A 15,721-nucleotide genomic window follows, 5' to 3' on the forward strand; every position below is an offset into this window, starting at 1 on the left:
ATACAAAGTAAAAAAGACCTTGTATATTACAAGGCCTTTTGCAAGCTTCCTTTATTTTGTAGTAAATACATATTATAATACAACCCTTGCTCACTCAGTAACTCTTGATGTGTTCCCCTTTCTACTATCTCTCCATCATGCATAACGAATATTTGATCTGCATCTTGAATTGTAGATAACCTGTGAGCAATCGCTATCGTCGTTCTACCTTTTCTCATTTGCTGCAACGCTGTTTGAATAGCCTCTTCTGTTTCTGTATCGATATTAGCTGTTGCCTCATCTAATACTAACACTTTCGGATTAGTTGCTATCGTTCTAGCAAAAGCAATTAATTGTCGTTGACCACTAGAAAATGCAGCTCCTCTTTCTACTACTTCTGTTTCATACTGCTTTGGTAATTTTTCAATAAACGTATTGGCTTGCACAAATTGCGCAGCTTCTTTTACTTCTTCATCTGTAATTTCTTCATTGTACATACGAATATTTTGCTTTACATTTCCTGCAAATAAAAATGCATCTTGCAATACGAGTCCTATTCTCTTTCTAATTTCTTGTTCTTCAAATTTCTCTAAATCTACACCGTCTATTACAATGTTTCCCGACTTAATATTATAAAATCGCATTAGTAAATTCATAATGGTACTTTTTCCGCTACCAGTATGCCCAACAAAAGCAACCGTTTGCCCTTGTTTCACATGAAAAGATACATTTTTTAAAACATCACGCTTTCCATCATACGAAAAAGTAACATTTTTAAATTCAATATCTCCATTAACTACTTGAGGATTCCCATCCCCTTTTTGAACCGGCGCTAAATCTTTCTCATCTATTAAATGAAATACACGTGATGATGAAACAAGTGCCTGTTGGAAAAATGATAATTTCATCATCATCTCATTTACAGGTTGGAAGAAACGATGAATATAGTTAACAAACGCATATAAAACTCCTACTTCAACGGGACTCTTTAAAGCGTCAATTCCGAATAAACCAAGTACTAATGCAATTGCTACAATATGAACTAAATCCGTTGCTGGACGTAAAAGTAATGCGTCTAACTTTAACGTGCGTCGTCCTGCACTATAATGTTTATTATTCACCTCTTCAAATTCTTTTCTCATACGTTTTTCTTGTCTGAATACTTGAACAATATTCATTCCTTGAATGGACTCATTTAACTTCGCATTTAATACGCTTAATTGATTACGTACTTCTAAATAAAAAGCTGCACTTTTCCGGCGATATAGCACCATAATAGCAAACATAATTGGAATTAATATAAGAGAAAATAGTGCTAATTTTACATCTAATAAAAACATCGCCACTAAAATCCCTACTAAAAACACTACATTTTTTACGAATGTTGATAGTACACTTACATAAAAATCCTTAATCGCTTCCGTATCATTTGTTATGCGAGATACGAGTGTACCTATCGGCGTACGATCAAAGAAACTTAATGACAATTTTTGAACGTGTTCATACACTTCAACTCGCATATCTTGAACAATCTTAAAAGCTATATTTTGAAAGTACAATAAATCTAAATACGTAAATAATACTTTTAATAAATGTGCAATTATATACACTACAAATAGAGTAACAAGTGCTGATTGATCAAAGTTACGCGGTACTAAATGTTCATCAAGAAATTGTTTAATTAAAAAAGGACCCATCATTTCAGTTACAGTTGCACCAACTAGGAATAAAAATGCTAATGCTAATAACCTTTTATATGGTCTCATATAAGAAAGTAATCTTCTTAAATCACTCCGCTTTTTCTCAGCCATCATACGCCTCCTTTCTCTACTAACGCCTCTAGTTGCTGGCTTTCGTACATTTCTTTATACCAACCATTTTCTCCCATCAATTGTTCATGTGTTCCTCGTTGCACTACCGCTCCTTCATCAATCACAAGAATAATGTTTGCATGCTGAATTGCACTTAAACGGTGTGCAGTAATAATCGTCGTTTTTTCTGCTCTTTCCCGTTTCAATGCGGATAATATAGTTTCTTCTGTTTTTGCATCGACAGCTGATAAACAATCATCTAAAATTAAAATTTCAGCATTCGTTAATAAAGCACGCGCAATTGAAATCCGCTGTTTTTGACCTCCCGATAGTGAAACACCTCTTTCACCTACTACCGTATCATACCCTTCTGAAAATTGAACGATATCATTATGAATACAAGCAATTTCAGCAGCACGCGCAATTTCTTTATATGTAGCATCGACCTTTCCGAATGCAATGTTCTCTCCAATACTCGCTGAAAATAAAAAATGATCTTGCGGCACGTATGAAATTGCAGAACGTACACCATGAAGTGTTACATCTCGAATATCCCGCTCACCAACTTTTAATTCACCATTAAAATGATCATATTCTCGAATTAAACATTTTAACAACGTCGTCTTCCCTGCACCGGTACGTCCCACAATACCTAGCGTTTCACCTTTTCTTAAATTAACATAAATATCTTTTAAGTTTAATAGTTCATTTTTCTTATAAGAAAATGAATCAATAGCAAATGAAACATCACCACTTGCTATAGTATTTATAGCGTTTTCCTTATTTACTACATCTGAAGTTTGTGAAAGTATTTTCTCCACACGATCATACGAAGCGCGTCCACGTTCCATAATATTAAACAACCATCCAAAAGCTAACATTGGCCATACAAGAGTCCCTAAGTATGTTGTAAACGTTACTAGCTCTCCTACAGTTAATTCGCCCCGTACTACTAATAAAGATCCGTAACAAACTGCGATTAAAAACGAAAAGCCGACAATAAGTGCAATCGTTGGATCGAATAACGAGTCAATACGTGCGACTAACATATTTTTATGTACGACATCTTCTGATTTCTTCCGAAATGCTTCCAAATCCTCTTTCTCTTGTCCAAGCGAGCGAATCACCTTCATCCCACTCATACTTTCTTGTACTTTATCATTGATTTCAGAAAACGATTGCTGCGCTTTATGAAATCTTCTATGCAATAAAGTTCCATAATAATTTGTAGAAATCGCTACAATTGGCATCGGAATTAAACTTAATAATGTCAACTTCCAACTAATTGTAAACCCCATCGCCACAAGTACACATCCTCCAACTGCTAATGAGTCAACAAGTGTTAAAACACCCGATCCAGCAGTTTGCTGAATTGCCTGAATATCATTGGTCGCATGCGCCATCAAATCGCCTGTACGACGTGATTGATAGAAAGTTGGACTCATCTTTGTAAAATGTTCATATAAATTCTTTCGTAATTGACGGGCTAATTTTAAAGAAGATCCAAAAATCATAATACGCCACAAATAACGCAATATGTACATAGTAATTCCTACAACAACTAACAGAATAACCCACTTCAACAATTTTTCAGATGTTAATGTTCCATTATTAATTTCATCTACTACAATACCTAGTACTTTCGGGGCTACAAGTTCAAGAAGCGCGACACCAAATAACATAATAATCCCAATTATGTACGCTCGTTTTTCTTGTTTAAAAAACCAAGCTAAATTAAAAAATACTTTCATATTTATCCTCCTCCCTTAAAATGAGCGATGTTTTCAGTTTAACAAAAATACAGAATTTTTAAAAGTTTTAAATACTTTCAAAATCCAATAGGAAAGGGCACTCTTATCGAGTGCCCTTTAGCGCTTATTTTGTTTGTTGCTTGCTCATCGCGCTCATCATTTGATTGATTTTCTTTTGGGAAGGTTTTTGTCCCATTTGCATCATCATCATTTTTAACATTTGTTCATTAATTGGTGGATTTTTTTCTAAGTAGTTCATCATGTATTTGCGGGCAATGAAAAATCCTAACGCCACGCCTGCTACTAGTGCTACTACGCCCACTAGAATACCTAACCAAATTGGCATATATTTTCCTCCTTCATGTTGTCTACCTTACAGTGTACTAAAACCTTTTCAATAAGACAAGATAGAATTCGACATTTTTTACACATATGTTCGTACTTGTTTTAAAGGATTCAACCATCCGTACTTTGTATTTTCATAATCCATAGCTAAAAATGTTAGTTCACACTTTCTTAACACCTCAAAGAAAGTCGTTTCCATAGAGACATTTCCAGAGGTATCCATGCGAATATAGTGTGGTTTCACTATTATTTCGCCATATTCCGCTCCCGTAAAAAGTGTATGCGTATGATGTGTTCTATCATATTTACCAAGAACACGCAAAGCTTGCTCTAATTTATGATGAATTTTCATTACTTGTAATGGCATCGTTATATACATCATTTGTTTATATAACACTTTTTTCTCCGAAAGGGACCCAGATTCTGAAAATCGAGCAAATAAATCAAAAAACAAATATTCACGACCAAAATAAGCTTTCGCAATATCCTCTTGAATTAAATACAATTCATACGTTTTCATTTTCAGCCTCCCAATCTGGACAACCTTTTCTCTTCATTATATAGAAGAAAATTTGCAATGATTGTCTGACTGCGGAGAGATAAAAAACTTTTTCTGTCGAAAAAACTCATTTACATAGAAAAACCTCTCCATGCCGGAGAGATTTTTCTAAAATCATTAAAGCATTTCTTTTACTTTACGAACAACGTTCTCTACAGTAAATCCATACTCTTCCATAATCTTCTCACCAGGAGCAGAAGCACCGAATGTATCGATACCTAACACATCTCCTTCAAGACCTACGTAACGGTGCCATCCGAATGTAGCACCCATTTCGATTGCGAAACGTTTTGTTACTGCTTTTGGTAATACAGATTCTTTGTACTCAGCAGTTTGAGCTTCAAAGCGATCCATAGATGGCATGCTGACAACAGCTGCGTCAACGCCGTCTACTGCTAACGCTTTTTGTGCTTCAACAGCTAGACTTACTTCAGATCCAGATGCAAGTAAAATTACATCAGCTGTTTCTTTCTTGCTTGCAGAAACTACATATGCACCTTTTGCAACTTTTTCATACGTATCTTCTTTTGCGCCTTCTAATGTTGGAAGATCTTGACGAGTTAATACTAAAGCAGTTGGTGTTTTTGTAGATTCTAAAGCTAATCTCCAAGCCGCAACAGATTCGTTACCGTCAGCTGGACGAATAACAGATACATTTGGCATTGCACGAAGCGCTGCTAATTGCTCAACTGGCTCATGTGTTGGACCGTCTTCACCAACAGCGATACTGTCGTGTGTGAATACATACGTTACTGGCAATTGCATTAATGCTGCAAGACGAATTGCTGGACGTAAGTAGTCAGAGAATACGAAGAACGTACCACCGTAAGTTTTTAAACCACCATGTAGTGCAATACCGTTCATTGCTGCACCCATTGCGAATTCACGTACACCGTACCAAATGTTTTTACCGCTGTAATCTTCTCTTGTAAAGTCTTTTTCGTTATTCATATATGTTTTGTTAGAACCAGCAAGGTCAGCAGATCCACCGAAGAATGATGGTACAGACTCTGCAATTGCATTAATTACAGCACCTGAAGAATTACGTGTTGCTGCTTTTGATCCTAATTCATAAGTTGGTAAGCTTTGTTCCCAACCTTCTGGAAGAAGACCGTTCATTGCTGCTTGCAGTTCGTTTGCTAATTCTGGATATGCTTGTGCATATTCACCTAACATCGTGTTCCAAGCTGCTTGCGCTGTTTCACCAACATCTTGTACTGTTTTACGGAAGTTGTCATATACTTCTTCTGCTACATGGAAGTCTTGTTCAGCAGTCCAAGCGTATGCTTCTTTCGTTAATTTTGTTTCGTCTACACCAAGTGGAGAACCGTGTGAAGCTGATTTTCCTGATTTGTTTGGAGAACCGAAACCAATTGTCGTTCTTACTTCAATTAGCGTTGGGCGTTTTTCGTCAGCTTTCGCTTCTTCAATTGCTTTCGCGATTGCTTCAATATCGTTTCCATCCTCAACACGGATTACTTGCCATCCGTATGCTTTGTAACGATCTTCTACACTTTCAGAGAATGAACGATTTAAATCGCCATCTAATGAAATATCGTTTGAATCGTAAAGCACAACAAGACGCCCTAATTGTAAATGAGCAGCTAATGAAGATGCTTCAGCAGAAACGCCTTCCATTAAATCTCCATCACCACAAATAGCGTATGTATGATGATCTACTACATTATACGCATCACGGTTATATTTAGCCGCTAAATGTCTTTCAGCCATTGCCATACCTACAGCAGTTGCAATACCTTGTCCAAGTGGACCAGTAGTTGCGTCTACACCTGCAGTATGACCGTACTCAGGATGTCCTGGAGTTTTACTTCCCCATTGACGGAAGTTCTTTAAGTCATCCATTGTTACATCATAACCAGATAGGTGAAGTAGGCTGTATAATAACATTGAACCATGACCTGCAGATAATACGAAACGATCGCGGTTAAACCACGTTGGGTTATTTGGATTATGTTTCATAAATTGAGTCCATAATGTATAAGCCATTGGTGCTGCACCCATTGGCATTCCTGGGTGACCAGAGTTTGCTTTTTCAATCGCATCGATGGATAATGTGCGAATCGTGTTGATAGAAAGTTGTTCGATTGAATGTGACATGCTATTCTTCCCTTCGCTTATATTAGTAAACGTTTTATACATTTATATGATAGCTTCCCACGCAAGATTATACAACATGTATCGACAAATATGTTGATGTTTTTTTGATTTTTTATAAAAAAACCAATGATTTCGGGAATGTATGGGTATTCAATATGACATACTTTTTTATTGTTTTTATTTTAAAAAGAAAGGGAATTATCTGTATATTTATACAAACGTACAGACTTCTTTTAATAAACACTTAAAAAGACAAAAAAGCATCTGACTTCGATGCTTTTAAAATCCGTTAAACAATCCGTTTTCGAATCGAACTTGAAATAAAATCGATTATAATTACCATTAGAATGATGCCCAATAAAATAATTCCCACACGAGACCAATTCCGTGAACTTAATGCAAAAATTAATGGCGTACCAATACCACCTGCTCCAATTACACCTAAAATCGCAGCGGATCGCACATTAATTTCGAACCTGTATAACGTATACGATAGAAAATCTGGTAACACTTGTGGTAATACTGCATACCAAAGTATTTGAAACCGATTTGCACCTGTTGATATTAACGCCTCGGTCGGTCCCTTATCTATATTTTCAATTCCTTCCGAATATAGTTTCCCTAACATTCCGATAGAGTGTAACCCTAAAGCTAGAACTCCGGCAAAAGAGCCTGGCCCAACAGCTTTTATAAATAAAAGAGCCATAACTAATTCAGGAAATGTACGAACAAAACTAAGTACAAATTTCCCAGCACCTGAAGTTAATTTTCCACTACTCATATTCGTTGCCGCCCAAAAAGCAAATGGAACAGATAAAAAGGCAGAAATAAATGTACCTAATATTGCAATTGCCAACGTATCAATCAAACCATGTAATAAATCTTCACCATCAGGCAAAGATACATACGACCAATCTGGGTTCAACACGCCTGTCATAATTGCTTTTGTAATTTCTCCCGCTGTATTTTTTATTCCCTCGAGTGGGACACCTGAAAAGGCCCATACATATATAACTGTTAGTGCTATAAAAATAATCCAGCGATTTACACTCGGTTTCTTCGGTTTTGGTACGATTATCGTCGTTTTACTCATTATAATTTCTCCCGCAACAATGTACTTATATAATCAATTAACAATACAACAACAAGGGTATAAATAATAATGGAAGCAGTTTGTTGATATTGTAAAAATCCAAGTGTACGATCATAATATAAACCAATGCCACCTGCTCCTACTAAACCTAGAACGGCTGCGGCACGTACATTCACCTCAAATGTATAAAGTACGTAGGAAACAAAGTGCGCTTTCACTTGCGGAATGACCCCATAAACAATCCATTGCACCTTATTCGCTCCTACAGCTGTCATCGCTTCTAATGGACCTGGATCAATTGATTCAATTGACTCATACAATAATTTCGCTACGAGCCCAACCGAGAAACAAGTAAGAGCCAAAATACCTGGAAGTGGTCCTATTCCAAAAATCGCTACAAAAATAGCCGCTAATAATAAATCTGGTATCGTTCGTATAAAATTTAAAATCAATCGAGCTGGACCGTACAAAAATACACTAGTAAATACATTACTTGCTGCAAATAGTGCAAGTGGAATGGCTAAAATCGCTCCTAAAGTCGTTCCAATAATCGCCATGCGTATTGTATCTAACATTGCTGTTGTAATAACTTGAAAATAACTCCAATCTGGTGGCACCATTTCCTTCAATAAATCCATCATATTTGGAAAACCAACTACTAGTTTTGAAAATGATGCGTCGACCTGTACACTACTACCCCACAACAGTAAAATAACTAGAATAACCGTTAACATATGTTTCAATTTACTCGGCGGCTTCGGTATCGATTTCGAATATATCGTCACGTCATTCATTTAGCTGCCACCTCTAATAGTGAGCTTTTCTGAGCTACGTCCCCATAAATTTCAGCAAATTTTTCATCCGTTGCCTCATCTACTACACCATCAAAAACAATTTCACCTGCATGTAATCCAATAATGCGTGTAGCATATTGCCTCGCTAAATCAATAGAATGTAAGTTTACAATTGTCGTAATTCCAAAATCTTCATTAATTTTTTTCAAATCATCCATTACTTGCTTTGTTGTCAGTGGGTCTAACGAAGCAACAGGCTCATCTGCCAATATAATTTTCGCTTCTTGTGCCAATGCTCTAGCAATCGATACACGTTGCTGTTGTCCTCCTGATAATTCATCTGCTCGTGCATATGCTTTTTCTAAAATATTTACCCTGTTCAAAGCCTGAAATGCAAGTTCCAAATCTTCCTTCGGAAACAAGCCTAACGTTGTACGTAATGTCGAATGATATCCAACACGCCCGGCTAATACATTCTTCAGTACCGTGGATCGCTTTACAAGGTTAAAGCTTTGAAAAATCATACCAATATCTCGGCGCATGCGTCGTAACTCTTTGCCTTTTGCAGCAGTAATAGACTCACCTTCAATAATAATTTCTCCTTCTGTAATCTCATGAAGGCGATTTACTGATCTGAGGAGTGTAGATTTTCCAGCCCCAGATAGCCCGACCATTACAACAAATTCACCTTTTTGAATTTTTAAATTTATGTTTTTCAATCCTTTCGTACCATTTGGATACACTTTGGAGACATTTTGAAACTCTATCACACATCTTACCTACCTTCTATGTATTATCAATAACTGAAAAACGGCAAACTAACTGAAATCACACACTTTCCAGTTAGTCGCCATTTCCATATGTATTATTGTGTTTTCACTTTCTTTCCATAGTCACGAACGATATCAAATTTACTATCATCAGATTTCACATATCCTTCGTGTGAGTATACCTCTTTAATGATTTTGTGCCCTTCTTCATTCTTTCCTATTTCAATGAAAGCATCTTGTAATTTCTTGCTCCACTCCGCATCTAAATCAGAACGTACAGAAATCGTATCGTTTGGAATTTTCTCCGTAAATTTTACTATTTTCGTTTGATCGAATATATTCGGATAATCTTTTTTTACAATATTACGAGCATCTTGGAATACAACAGCTGCATCAACATCACCATTTAAAAGAGCAATAAGTGACTGATCATGACCTTTTAATGTAACAGGTTTCACATCCTTTAGCGGATCGACTCCCTCTTTTAACAATACAGCTGCAGGCCATACATACCCTGCTGATGATGTTACATCTTGATAACCAATTTTTTTACCCTTTAATTCTTTTACACTGTTAATATTAGAATCTTTCTTAACAACAAACTCTGATTTATAAAAATCTACTAAGTCCTTTGTGGGAGCTCCAGTTTCATCATCTACCCCAAAACGTTGCGCCTGTAATATTACGTTTGCAGCCTTTTTCTCATGCGCTAACACATACGCTGTTGGAGGTAAAAATCCTACATCTACTTGTTTTGATGCCATAGCTTCTACAATTGTATTGTAATTCGTTGAAATACTAACTTTTACCGGAATGTTTAATTTATCACTTAATAGATTTTCCAATGGTTTTGCTTTTGCCTCTAACGTATCTGCATTTTGAGAAGGAACAAATTGAACATTTAACGTCTTCGGTACATAACCTTTTTTCGTATCCTCATTTTTACTTGCACTTGATTCCTTCGTTCCACAGCCACTTAATAACCCCGCTGCTAGTACAACTGTTGTGCTCATTGCAAAAACTTTTTTCAACATGTGAATGCCTCCATTTTTCGTTGTTATAAAATAACCTTCCGTAAACATGAAGAAATATATCACATATTTTTACAAACAATTACTTATTTACAGAATCTTTACACATTCTATACATTCTGATTAAAATTCTTTTCATATATTTGATATGATTAATTGAAAGATAACAATAGAAAAGGTGAATGGTATTGAATCAAAATCAAATTGTAACTTTAAATATTTTATTAACAAGCGATGTACATGGTACTGTGTATCCAATTCACTACCAAGATAACTCCAAAGCAGAAATTGGTTTAGCTAAAATTTCTACTCTTATAAAAAAAGAACGTTCCAAAAATACAAACGTTCTTTTAGTTGATAACGGTGATTTCATACAAGGAACACCTTTAACTTATCATTACGCTACATACGAAAAAGATAAGAAAAATCCAATGTCCTTATTGGCCAACTATTTAAATTATGATGCTGCAATTATCGGCAATCATGAATTTAATTATGGAATGGATATATTAAATCATGCTGTAGAAACTGCAAACTTCCCGTACTTATCAGCAAACATTTTAGATAAAAACATAAAAGAACCTTATTTCGGGAAACCCTATATAATAAAACATATTGAATCAAATATAAAAATTGCTATTTTAGGGGCAACAACACATTACATCCCGAATTGGGAACAGGCCCATCATATTAAAGATTTACTATTTGAAGATGCATTAGAAACAATAAAAAAGTGGGTTCCTTACATCCGTAAACATGAGCAGCCCGATTTACTAGTCGTAGCCTATCACGGGGGATTTGAACGCGATTTTCAAACAGGAGTACCGACTGAAGTTTTAACAGGTGAAAACCAAGGATACGCAATGTATGATGAAATTGATGGTATAGATATTTTACTAACAGGCCACCAACACCGAGAAATTGCTCAAACTTTAGATAATGGTGTAACAATTTTACAGACCGGATGCAATGGACACTCCGTTGGAAAGGTAAAAGTAATATTCGAAAAAACAGAACAAAAATGGGTAAAGAAAAATAGTTACGCACAATTATTGCCTGTGCAAGGAATCGAGGCCGACAAAGATGTTCTTTCCTTGGTCGCCGATTATGAAGAGAAAACACAAAAATGGCTTGATCAGCCTATTGGCATCATTCATGGAGACATGCGAATTTCAGATGCTATGCAAACTCGTTTGCAAGACCATCCTTTTATTGAATTCATAAATAAAATCCAGATGGATATAGCTAACGTTTCTATTTCTTGTACAAGTTTGTTTCATAATACATCTCCAGGATTCCCGAAACATGTCACAATGCGGGATATCGTTTCCAATTATATTTACCCAAACACATTAAAAGTTATTCGAGTGACTGGAGCCGATATAAAAGATGCTCTCGAACTTTCTGCTTCTTATTTCACATTAAATAAAGTTGGAGATATAATTGTTAATCCTGCATTCATAGAACCAAAACCTGCGCATTATAATTACGATATGTGGGAAGGGATTTCGTATGTATTAAACATTTCAAAACCAATTGGTGAAAGAGTAGAGTCTTTACAGTATAAAGGCGCTACACTCGATATAAATGAAGAATATGACGTTGTTATGAATAATTATCGAGCAAACGGCGGAGGGAACTTCTTCATGTTTCAAAATAAACCAGTAATAAAAGATATTCCAACAGATATGTCTGAACTTATTGCTAACTATATATTGAAGCATAAAAGAATAGAAGCAACGAGAAATAACAACTGGAAAGTTATTAAATAACAAATAAAAAAGATGGGCTTCGCCCATCTTTTAATTTAATTTTGCATTATCTTGCTTTTTTAAAGCTTTTAATTTCGCTGGTGTAACATCTGTACCTTCTTCGTTAACGACTTTAATTCCTTTAAGTTCGTTTAACATATTTTGACGAAATCCTTTTAAATATTGTTCTCGTAGCGATTGACGCTCACGTTGTTCTTCTTCAGTTAAACCTTCAGCTTTTGCTTTTTTCGCTAAGAAGTTAATGCGTTCAACGAGTTCGTGATTAAGCATCTCGAATCCCCCTTCTAATCAAAACTGATTATTATCATACAATAGTTACTCTTCTTTATCAAGCAATTGCTTTGTATACTCTACGTATCTACGATGTACAGTCGCTTTTGAAACATTATGACCAAATCCACGAAGCGTTGCCGCAATTTCTTCGAAAGTGAGTTCACTCTTGCGCAAACGTACAATTTCCTCAATTGGCACTTCTTTTTTCTCTCGCCCTACGCTTAAATGACGATTTTTCAAATTATTTTCTGGCCGATAGCCTTTTTCTACCGCGCGTTGCATACCACGTTTAATTTTCAAGTTATGAATCTTTCTTTGATATTCTTCAACAATACTAATTATATCTAATACCATCGAATCAGAATCCGACAATTGTAATTCACCATTATGCGTATGTGTATATACTTTTATTCCCTCTTTATGTAAACAATGCATTAACGCAATCTTCGCATTCCCTCTACCAAGACGTGTTTCATCTTGTATTAGAAGTGCATCAACTTGTTCATCTCGAATTGTATCTAATACTTCTAATATGCCATCACGTTCAATTGTATAGCCACTAGCCTGTTCCTCAATCACTTTTGTCACATTCATTTCATAGCGCTCAGCTAAATGCAATAATTCATCCTTTTGACGCAATAACGATGTTTCTTGTGCTTCTTTTGTTGTACTCACACGTGCATAAACAATTGCATTCATTTTGAACCCTTCTTTCTCGCTATATTTTCTCTCTAGTGTATCATAAATCTCCCTTTTGTTCGAACTTATGTTTGTAGAATGTTTTTTCGCATGTTATACTTATTAATAAGAAAAACGAAAGAAAACGAGGTGTTAGAAAACATGGAAAAGTTAACGAAACGCCAGCAAGACATTCTCGACTTTATTAAGCTAAAAGTACAAGAAAAAGGATATCCACCTTCCGTACGTGAAATCGGTCAAGCAGTCGGCCTCGCTTCTAGTTCTACAGTGCACGGACATTTATCACGACTAGAAGAAAAGGGCTATATCCGACGCGATCCAACAAAACCACGAGCAATCGAAATTTTAGGCGATGACCGAATGGATACAGAAACACAATCTGTTATTCAAGTTCCAATCGTCGGAAAAGTTACTGCCGGTTTACCGATTACAGCAGTCGAAAGTGTAGAAGAGCACTTCCCACTTCCAGCTAGTATCGTTTCTGGATCAGATCAAGTATTTATGTTACGTATTTCTGGAGATAGCATGATTGAAGCTGGTATCTTTGATGGAGATTTAGTTGTTGTCCGCCAACAACAATCTGCATACAACGGTGAAATTGTCGTTGCCTTAACAGAGGATAACGAAGCAACTGTTAAACGTTTCTATAAAGAAAAAGACCACTTCCGTCTACAGCCGGAAAACTCTTCATTAGAACCTATCATTTTAAAACAAGTGTCAGTTATTGGAAAAGTAATTGGCGTATATCGTGATTTACATTAAAAATAATAAAAGAAGATAATTCCCTTATTTATATAGGGAATTATCTTCTTTTATATATTGGTAGATTTTAATTCATTCCAAAAAACTCGAATGAATCTATCTTCTCATCTATTATTAACGTGTTTCTATAGTAACATCTCCAGCAGCCGTTTTGCCGCTAATCTTTTTACTCCCATTACCAATTGTTACGTTTTTATTTTCCTCATTAAAAATTGTCACATCTCCACCAGGAGTTTGCCCAGTTATTACTGCATCTTTTGGTTTTTCCGATAAAGTAATAGTTACATCTCCAGCAGTTGAGCTTGCCTCTACATCATACTTAGGATCATGATCCATAATATATACATCCCCACTAGTCGTTTTTGCTGTTACTTTCCCCATAACCTTTTTAAAGTTCACCTCACCAGCTTTTGTAGATCCCTCTACGTTCTTAGCTGTTACATACTTCAAATCCACTTCTCCTGCCAGCGTTCCAACATTTACGCGGTCACTTTTCACATCACTTATTTCTATTTGTCCAGCTGCTGAATTTACTTTGATCTCTTGGTAAGAACGTTCTGGTACAAATATAGTCAATGTAGACGTTTGAAATCCGAAATTGTAAAAGGAAAAATCAAACGAAACATCTTTTTTTCTTTCCCCAATAACTTTTAATGTGTCACCATCTTCAGTAATACGAATTTCTTGTTTACTTACATCTCCTGTTTGCTTTACATAAAAAGAGGCATCCGGAGATTTTTGGACGACAATATCCCCAGCACCTAACTTAACTTCTATATTTTTTAACGTTTCGTTTTTAATTACGTCTTCTTTATCGCCTTTTTCTGCAGTTTGTACTGCTTTTTCATATGTTTGTGAAATCCCTATTACTCCAATAATGATACAAGCGATAGCTACTAACAATATTTTTTTCATCATCTACTCCCCTTTTATCATTTTGAAGTTCCATATCACATAACGTACGCACAATCTTTTAAACCACTTCGTACTATAATACGCTATCATACATAACAACAAACCTACTCCAACAAATGTTATACTAACGAAAAGATCCAACCATATAAAAGTGCCCATAAATACTTTTACGATAACGAAAAATGGTGTCACTACACTAGCAATCCCACCGATCCAAAAAGAAAATATAAAACCGATAATTGCAACTAAAGGGCCTAACACGATAATAAAATTAAATAAACTAAGTCCAATCGCCGCCATGACAGCTCTTGTAACATTTGAAGTCGATGGATCTTTTTTCATTTCATCGAAACGATACATCGCAAGTAATTCTTTTGCAATTACTTTAGGAGAACCAAGTCCTTTTATTATTTCTAATTCAGTTTTCCCTTCTTCTATCCCAAACTGAAAGTGCTCTTCATAATCAAATAAAATATCTTTCCTCTCTTCTTCCGGTAACTTTCTAAGCTGATTCGATAATTCTCTAAGGAATTGTTCTTTATTCATCCCAATTCACCCCTTCAATAATTTCTTGTACCCCTTTCGCAAAATCACTCCACTCTGTTACTAACAAATGAAGTTGCGTCTCTCCTTGCTCTGTTAGCTGATAATATTTACGAGGCGGTCCTTCCGTGGACTCTTTTAAATACGTTTGAAAATATCCCTCTTTCGTTAAACGACGTAATAATGGATATACTGAACCTTCCGATATTAAAAATTTATTTGAAATTTGCTGTACAAGTTCATAACCGTAACTATCTTTACGTTTCACAAGTGCCAAAACACATAGCTCTAACACACCTTTTTTAAACTGAACGTTCAAATGTAATCCTCCTTTCTTAGTTTAGTACTGTTCAATACACGGTACTAGATATATCCATAATATACCACTTGGTACTATTTATTGCAAGGTACTTGTTTATATGTATTCACTGACTTTAAAAACGCGCAAATAAAATCCCGAATAAGATTCTGTTGTAGTTCACCATTATTCGAGATTTTATTCGATT

The 15,721-nt window shown here is 35.6% G+C and carries 16 protein-coding genes; 2 read left to right on the forward strand and 14 right to left on the reverse strand.

The window, feature by feature from the left end; translation table 11 throughout:
* Positions 1–26: 26 nt before the first annotated feature.
* From G9F74_RS07915 to G9F74_RS07955, 9 genes are all read right to left on the reverse strand, one after another.
* Complete coding sequence (locus tag G9F74_RS07915) at positions 27–1,790, reverse strand: ABC transporter ATP-binding protein (protein WP_016108918.1); 1,764 nt, start codon at positions 1,788–1,790, stop codon at positions 27–29.
* Positions 1,790–3,541 (reverse strand): ABC transporter transmembrane domain-containing protein, encoded by a 1,752-nt coding sequence (locus tag G9F74_RS07920; protein ID WP_000862305.1) that lies wholly within the window; start codon positions 3,539–3,541, stop codon positions 1,790–1,792. The genes G9F74_RS07915 and G9F74_RS07920 overlap by 1 nt, the downstream gene beginning before the upstream one ends.
* 124 nt (positions 3,542–3,665) lie before the next feature.
* A complete protein-coding gene (locus G9F74_RS07925) occupies positions 3,666–3,887 on the reverse strand; it encodes a YneF family protein (RefSeq protein WP_001123316.1) in 222 nt (73 codons plus the stop codon).
* A gap of 78 nt (positions 3,888–3,965) precedes the next feature.
* On the reverse strand, positions 3,966–4,406 hold the full coding sequence (gene sirA, locus G9F74_RS07930; RefSeq protein WP_000860637.1) for a sporulation inhibitor of replication protein SirA: 441 nt from the start codon (positions 4,404–4,406) through the stop codon (positions 3,966–3,968).
* A gap of 156 nt (positions 4,407–4,562) precedes the next feature.
* A complete protein-coding gene (gene tkt, locus G9F74_RS07935; RefSeq protein ID WP_000019759.1) occupies positions 4,563–6,563 on the reverse strand; it encodes a transketolase in 2,001 nt (666 codons plus the stop codon).
* A 289-nt stretch (positions 6,564–6,852) separates the two neighbouring features.
* Complete coding sequence (gene phnE, locus G9F74_RS07940; RefSeq protein WP_000047884.1) at positions 6,853–7,656, reverse strand: phosphonate ABC transporter, permease protein PhnE; 804 nt, start codon at positions 7,654–7,656, stop codon at positions 6,853–6,855.
* Positions 7,656–8,450: a phosphonate ABC transporter, permease protein PhnE gene (phnE, locus tag G9F74_RS07945; RefSeq protein WP_001000771.1), complete on the reverse strand. Its 795-nt coding sequence runs from the start codon at positions 8,448–8,450 to the stop codon at positions 7,656–7,658. Before phnE (G9F74_RS07945) ends, phnE (G9F74_RS07940) begins: the two co-directional genes overlap by 1 nt.
* Positions 8,447–9,220 (reverse strand): phosphonate ABC transporter ATP-binding protein, encoded by a 774-nt coding sequence (gene phnC, locus G9F74_RS07950; RefSeq protein WP_000569223.1) that lies wholly within the window; start codon positions 9,218–9,220, stop codon positions 8,447–8,449. Before phnC ends, phnE (G9F74_RS07945) begins: the two co-directional genes overlap by 4 nt.
* A 95-nt stretch (positions 9,221–9,315) precedes the next feature.
* On the reverse strand, positions 9,316–10,254 hold the full coding sequence (locus tag G9F74_RS07955) for a phosphate/phosphite/phosphonate ABC transporter substrate-binding protein (RefSeq protein WP_000915069.1): 939 nt from the start codon (positions 10,252–10,254) through the stop codon (positions 9,316–9,318).
* 185 nt (positions 10,255–10,439) lie between these two features.
* Between G9F74_RS07955 and G9F74_RS07960 the strand changes: the two genes are divergently transcribed.
* A complete protein-coding gene (locus tag G9F74_RS07960) occupies positions 10,440–12,023 on the forward strand; it encodes a bifunctional metallophosphatase/5'-nucleotidase (RefSeq protein WP_001075251.1) in 1,584 nt (527 codons plus the stop codon).
* A 30-nt stretch (positions 12,024–12,053) separates the two neighbouring features.
* Here G9F74_RS07960 and G9F74_RS07965 read toward each other — a convergent pair whose 3' ends face one another.
* Positions 12,054–12,293: a DUF896 domain-containing protein gene (locus G9F74_RS07965; protein ID WP_000931861.1), complete on the reverse strand. Its 240-nt coding sequence runs from the start codon at positions 12,291–12,293 to the stop codon at positions 12,054–12,056.
* Positions 12,294–12,338: 45 nt separating this feature from the next.
* On the reverse strand, positions 12,339–12,995 hold the full coding sequence (locus tag G9F74_RS07970; protein WP_000991792.1) for a YneB family resolvase-like protein: 657 nt from the start codon (positions 12,993–12,995) through the stop codon (positions 12,339–12,341).
* A 141-nt stretch (positions 12,996–13,136) separates the two neighbouring features.
* On the opposite strand from G9F74_RS07970, the gene lexA reads away from it, so the two are divergent.
* On the forward strand, positions 13,137–13,757 hold the full coding sequence (gene lexA, locus G9F74_RS07975; protein ID WP_000413736.1) for a transcriptional repressor LexA: 621 nt from the start codon (positions 13,137–13,139) through the stop codon (positions 13,755–13,757).
* A gap of 114 nt (positions 13,758–13,871) precedes the next feature.
* Here the strand turns inward: lexA and G9F74_RS07980 are convergent, their stop codons facing one another.
* The 3 genes from G9F74_RS07980 to G9F74_RS07990 are packed head-to-tail and all read right to left on the reverse strand — an operon-like array spanning position 13,872 to position 15,534.
* Complete coding sequence (locus G9F74_RS07980) at positions 13,872–14,675, reverse strand: DUF4097 family beta strand repeat-containing protein (RefSeq protein WP_000976110.1); 804 nt, start codon at positions 14,673–14,675, stop codon at positions 13,872–13,874.
* Positions 14,676–15,218, reverse strand: a complete 543-nt coding sequence (locus G9F74_RS07985) for a DUF1700 domain-containing protein (protein WP_016108919.1) — start codon at positions 15,216–15,218, stop codon at positions 14,676–14,678. It abuts the gene before it with no gap.
* On the reverse strand, positions 15,211–15,534 hold the full coding sequence (locus G9F74_RS07990; protein ID WP_001102631.1) for a PadR family transcriptional regulator: 324 nt from the start codon (positions 15,532–15,534) through the stop codon (positions 15,211–15,213). The genes G9F74_RS07985 and G9F74_RS07990 overlap by 8 nt, the downstream gene beginning before the upstream one ends.
* Between the last annotated feature and the right edge of the window lie 187 nt (positions 15,535–15,721).

Origin of the sequence: Bacillus sp. EKM202B (genome assembly GCF_011066025.1) — a bacterium.
GTDB lineage: Bacteria > Bacillota > Bacilli > Bacillales > Bacillaceae_G > Bacillus_A > Bacillus_A toyonensis.

Bases quoted from the DNA above. Each gene is read 5' to 3' on its own strand.
- G9F74_RS07915 (WP_016108918.1), bottom strand. From the start codon at position 1,790: ATGGCTGAGAAAAAGCGGAGTGATTTAAGAAGATTACTTTCTTATATG.
- G9F74_RS07920 (WP_000862305.1), bottom strand. From the start codon at position 3,541: ATGAAAGTATTTTTTAATTTAGCTTGGTTTTTTAAACAAGAAAAACGA.
- G9F74_RS07925 (WP_001123316.1), bottom strand. From the start codon at position 3,887: ATGCCAATTTGGTTAGGTATTCTAGTGGGCGTAGTAGCACTAGTAGCA.
- sirA (WP_000860637.1), bottom strand. From the start codon at position 4,406: ATGAAAACGTATGAATTGTATTTAATTCAAGAGGATATTGCGAAAGCT.
- tkt (WP_000019759.1), bottom strand. From the start codon at position 6,563: ATGTCACATTCAATCGAACAACTTTCTATCAACACGATTCGCACATTA.
- phnE (WP_000047884.1), bottom strand. From the start codon at position 7,656: ATGAGTAAAACGACGATAATCGTACCAAAACCGAAGAAACCGAGTGTA.
- phnE (WP_001000771.1), bottom strand. From the start codon at position 8,450: ATGAATGACGTGACGATATATTCGAAATCGATACCGAAGCCGCCGAGT.
- G9F74_RS07955 (WP_000915069.1), bottom strand. From the start codon at position 10,254: ATGTTGAAAAAAGTTTTTGCAATGAGCACAACAGTTGTACTAGCAGCG.
- G9F74_RS07965 (WP_000931861.1), bottom strand. From the start codon at position 12,293: ATGCTTAATCACGAACTCGTTGAACGCATTAACTTCTTAGCGAAAAAA.
- G9F74_RS07970 (WP_000991792.1), bottom strand. From the start codon at position 12,995: ATGAATGCAATTGTTTATGCACGTGTGAGTACAACAAAAGAAGCACAA.
- lexA (WP_000413736.1), top strand. From the start codon at position 13,137: ATGGAAAAGTTAACGAAACGCCAGCAAGACATTCTCGACTTTATTAAG.
- G9F74_RS07980 (WP_000976110.1), bottom strand. From the start codon at position 14,675: ATGATGAAAAAAATATTGTTAGTAGCTATCGCTTGTATCATTATTGGA.
- G9F74_RS07985 (WP_016108919.1), bottom strand. From the start codon at position 15,218: ATGAATAAAGAACAATTCCTTAGAGAATTATCGAATCAGCTTAGAAAG.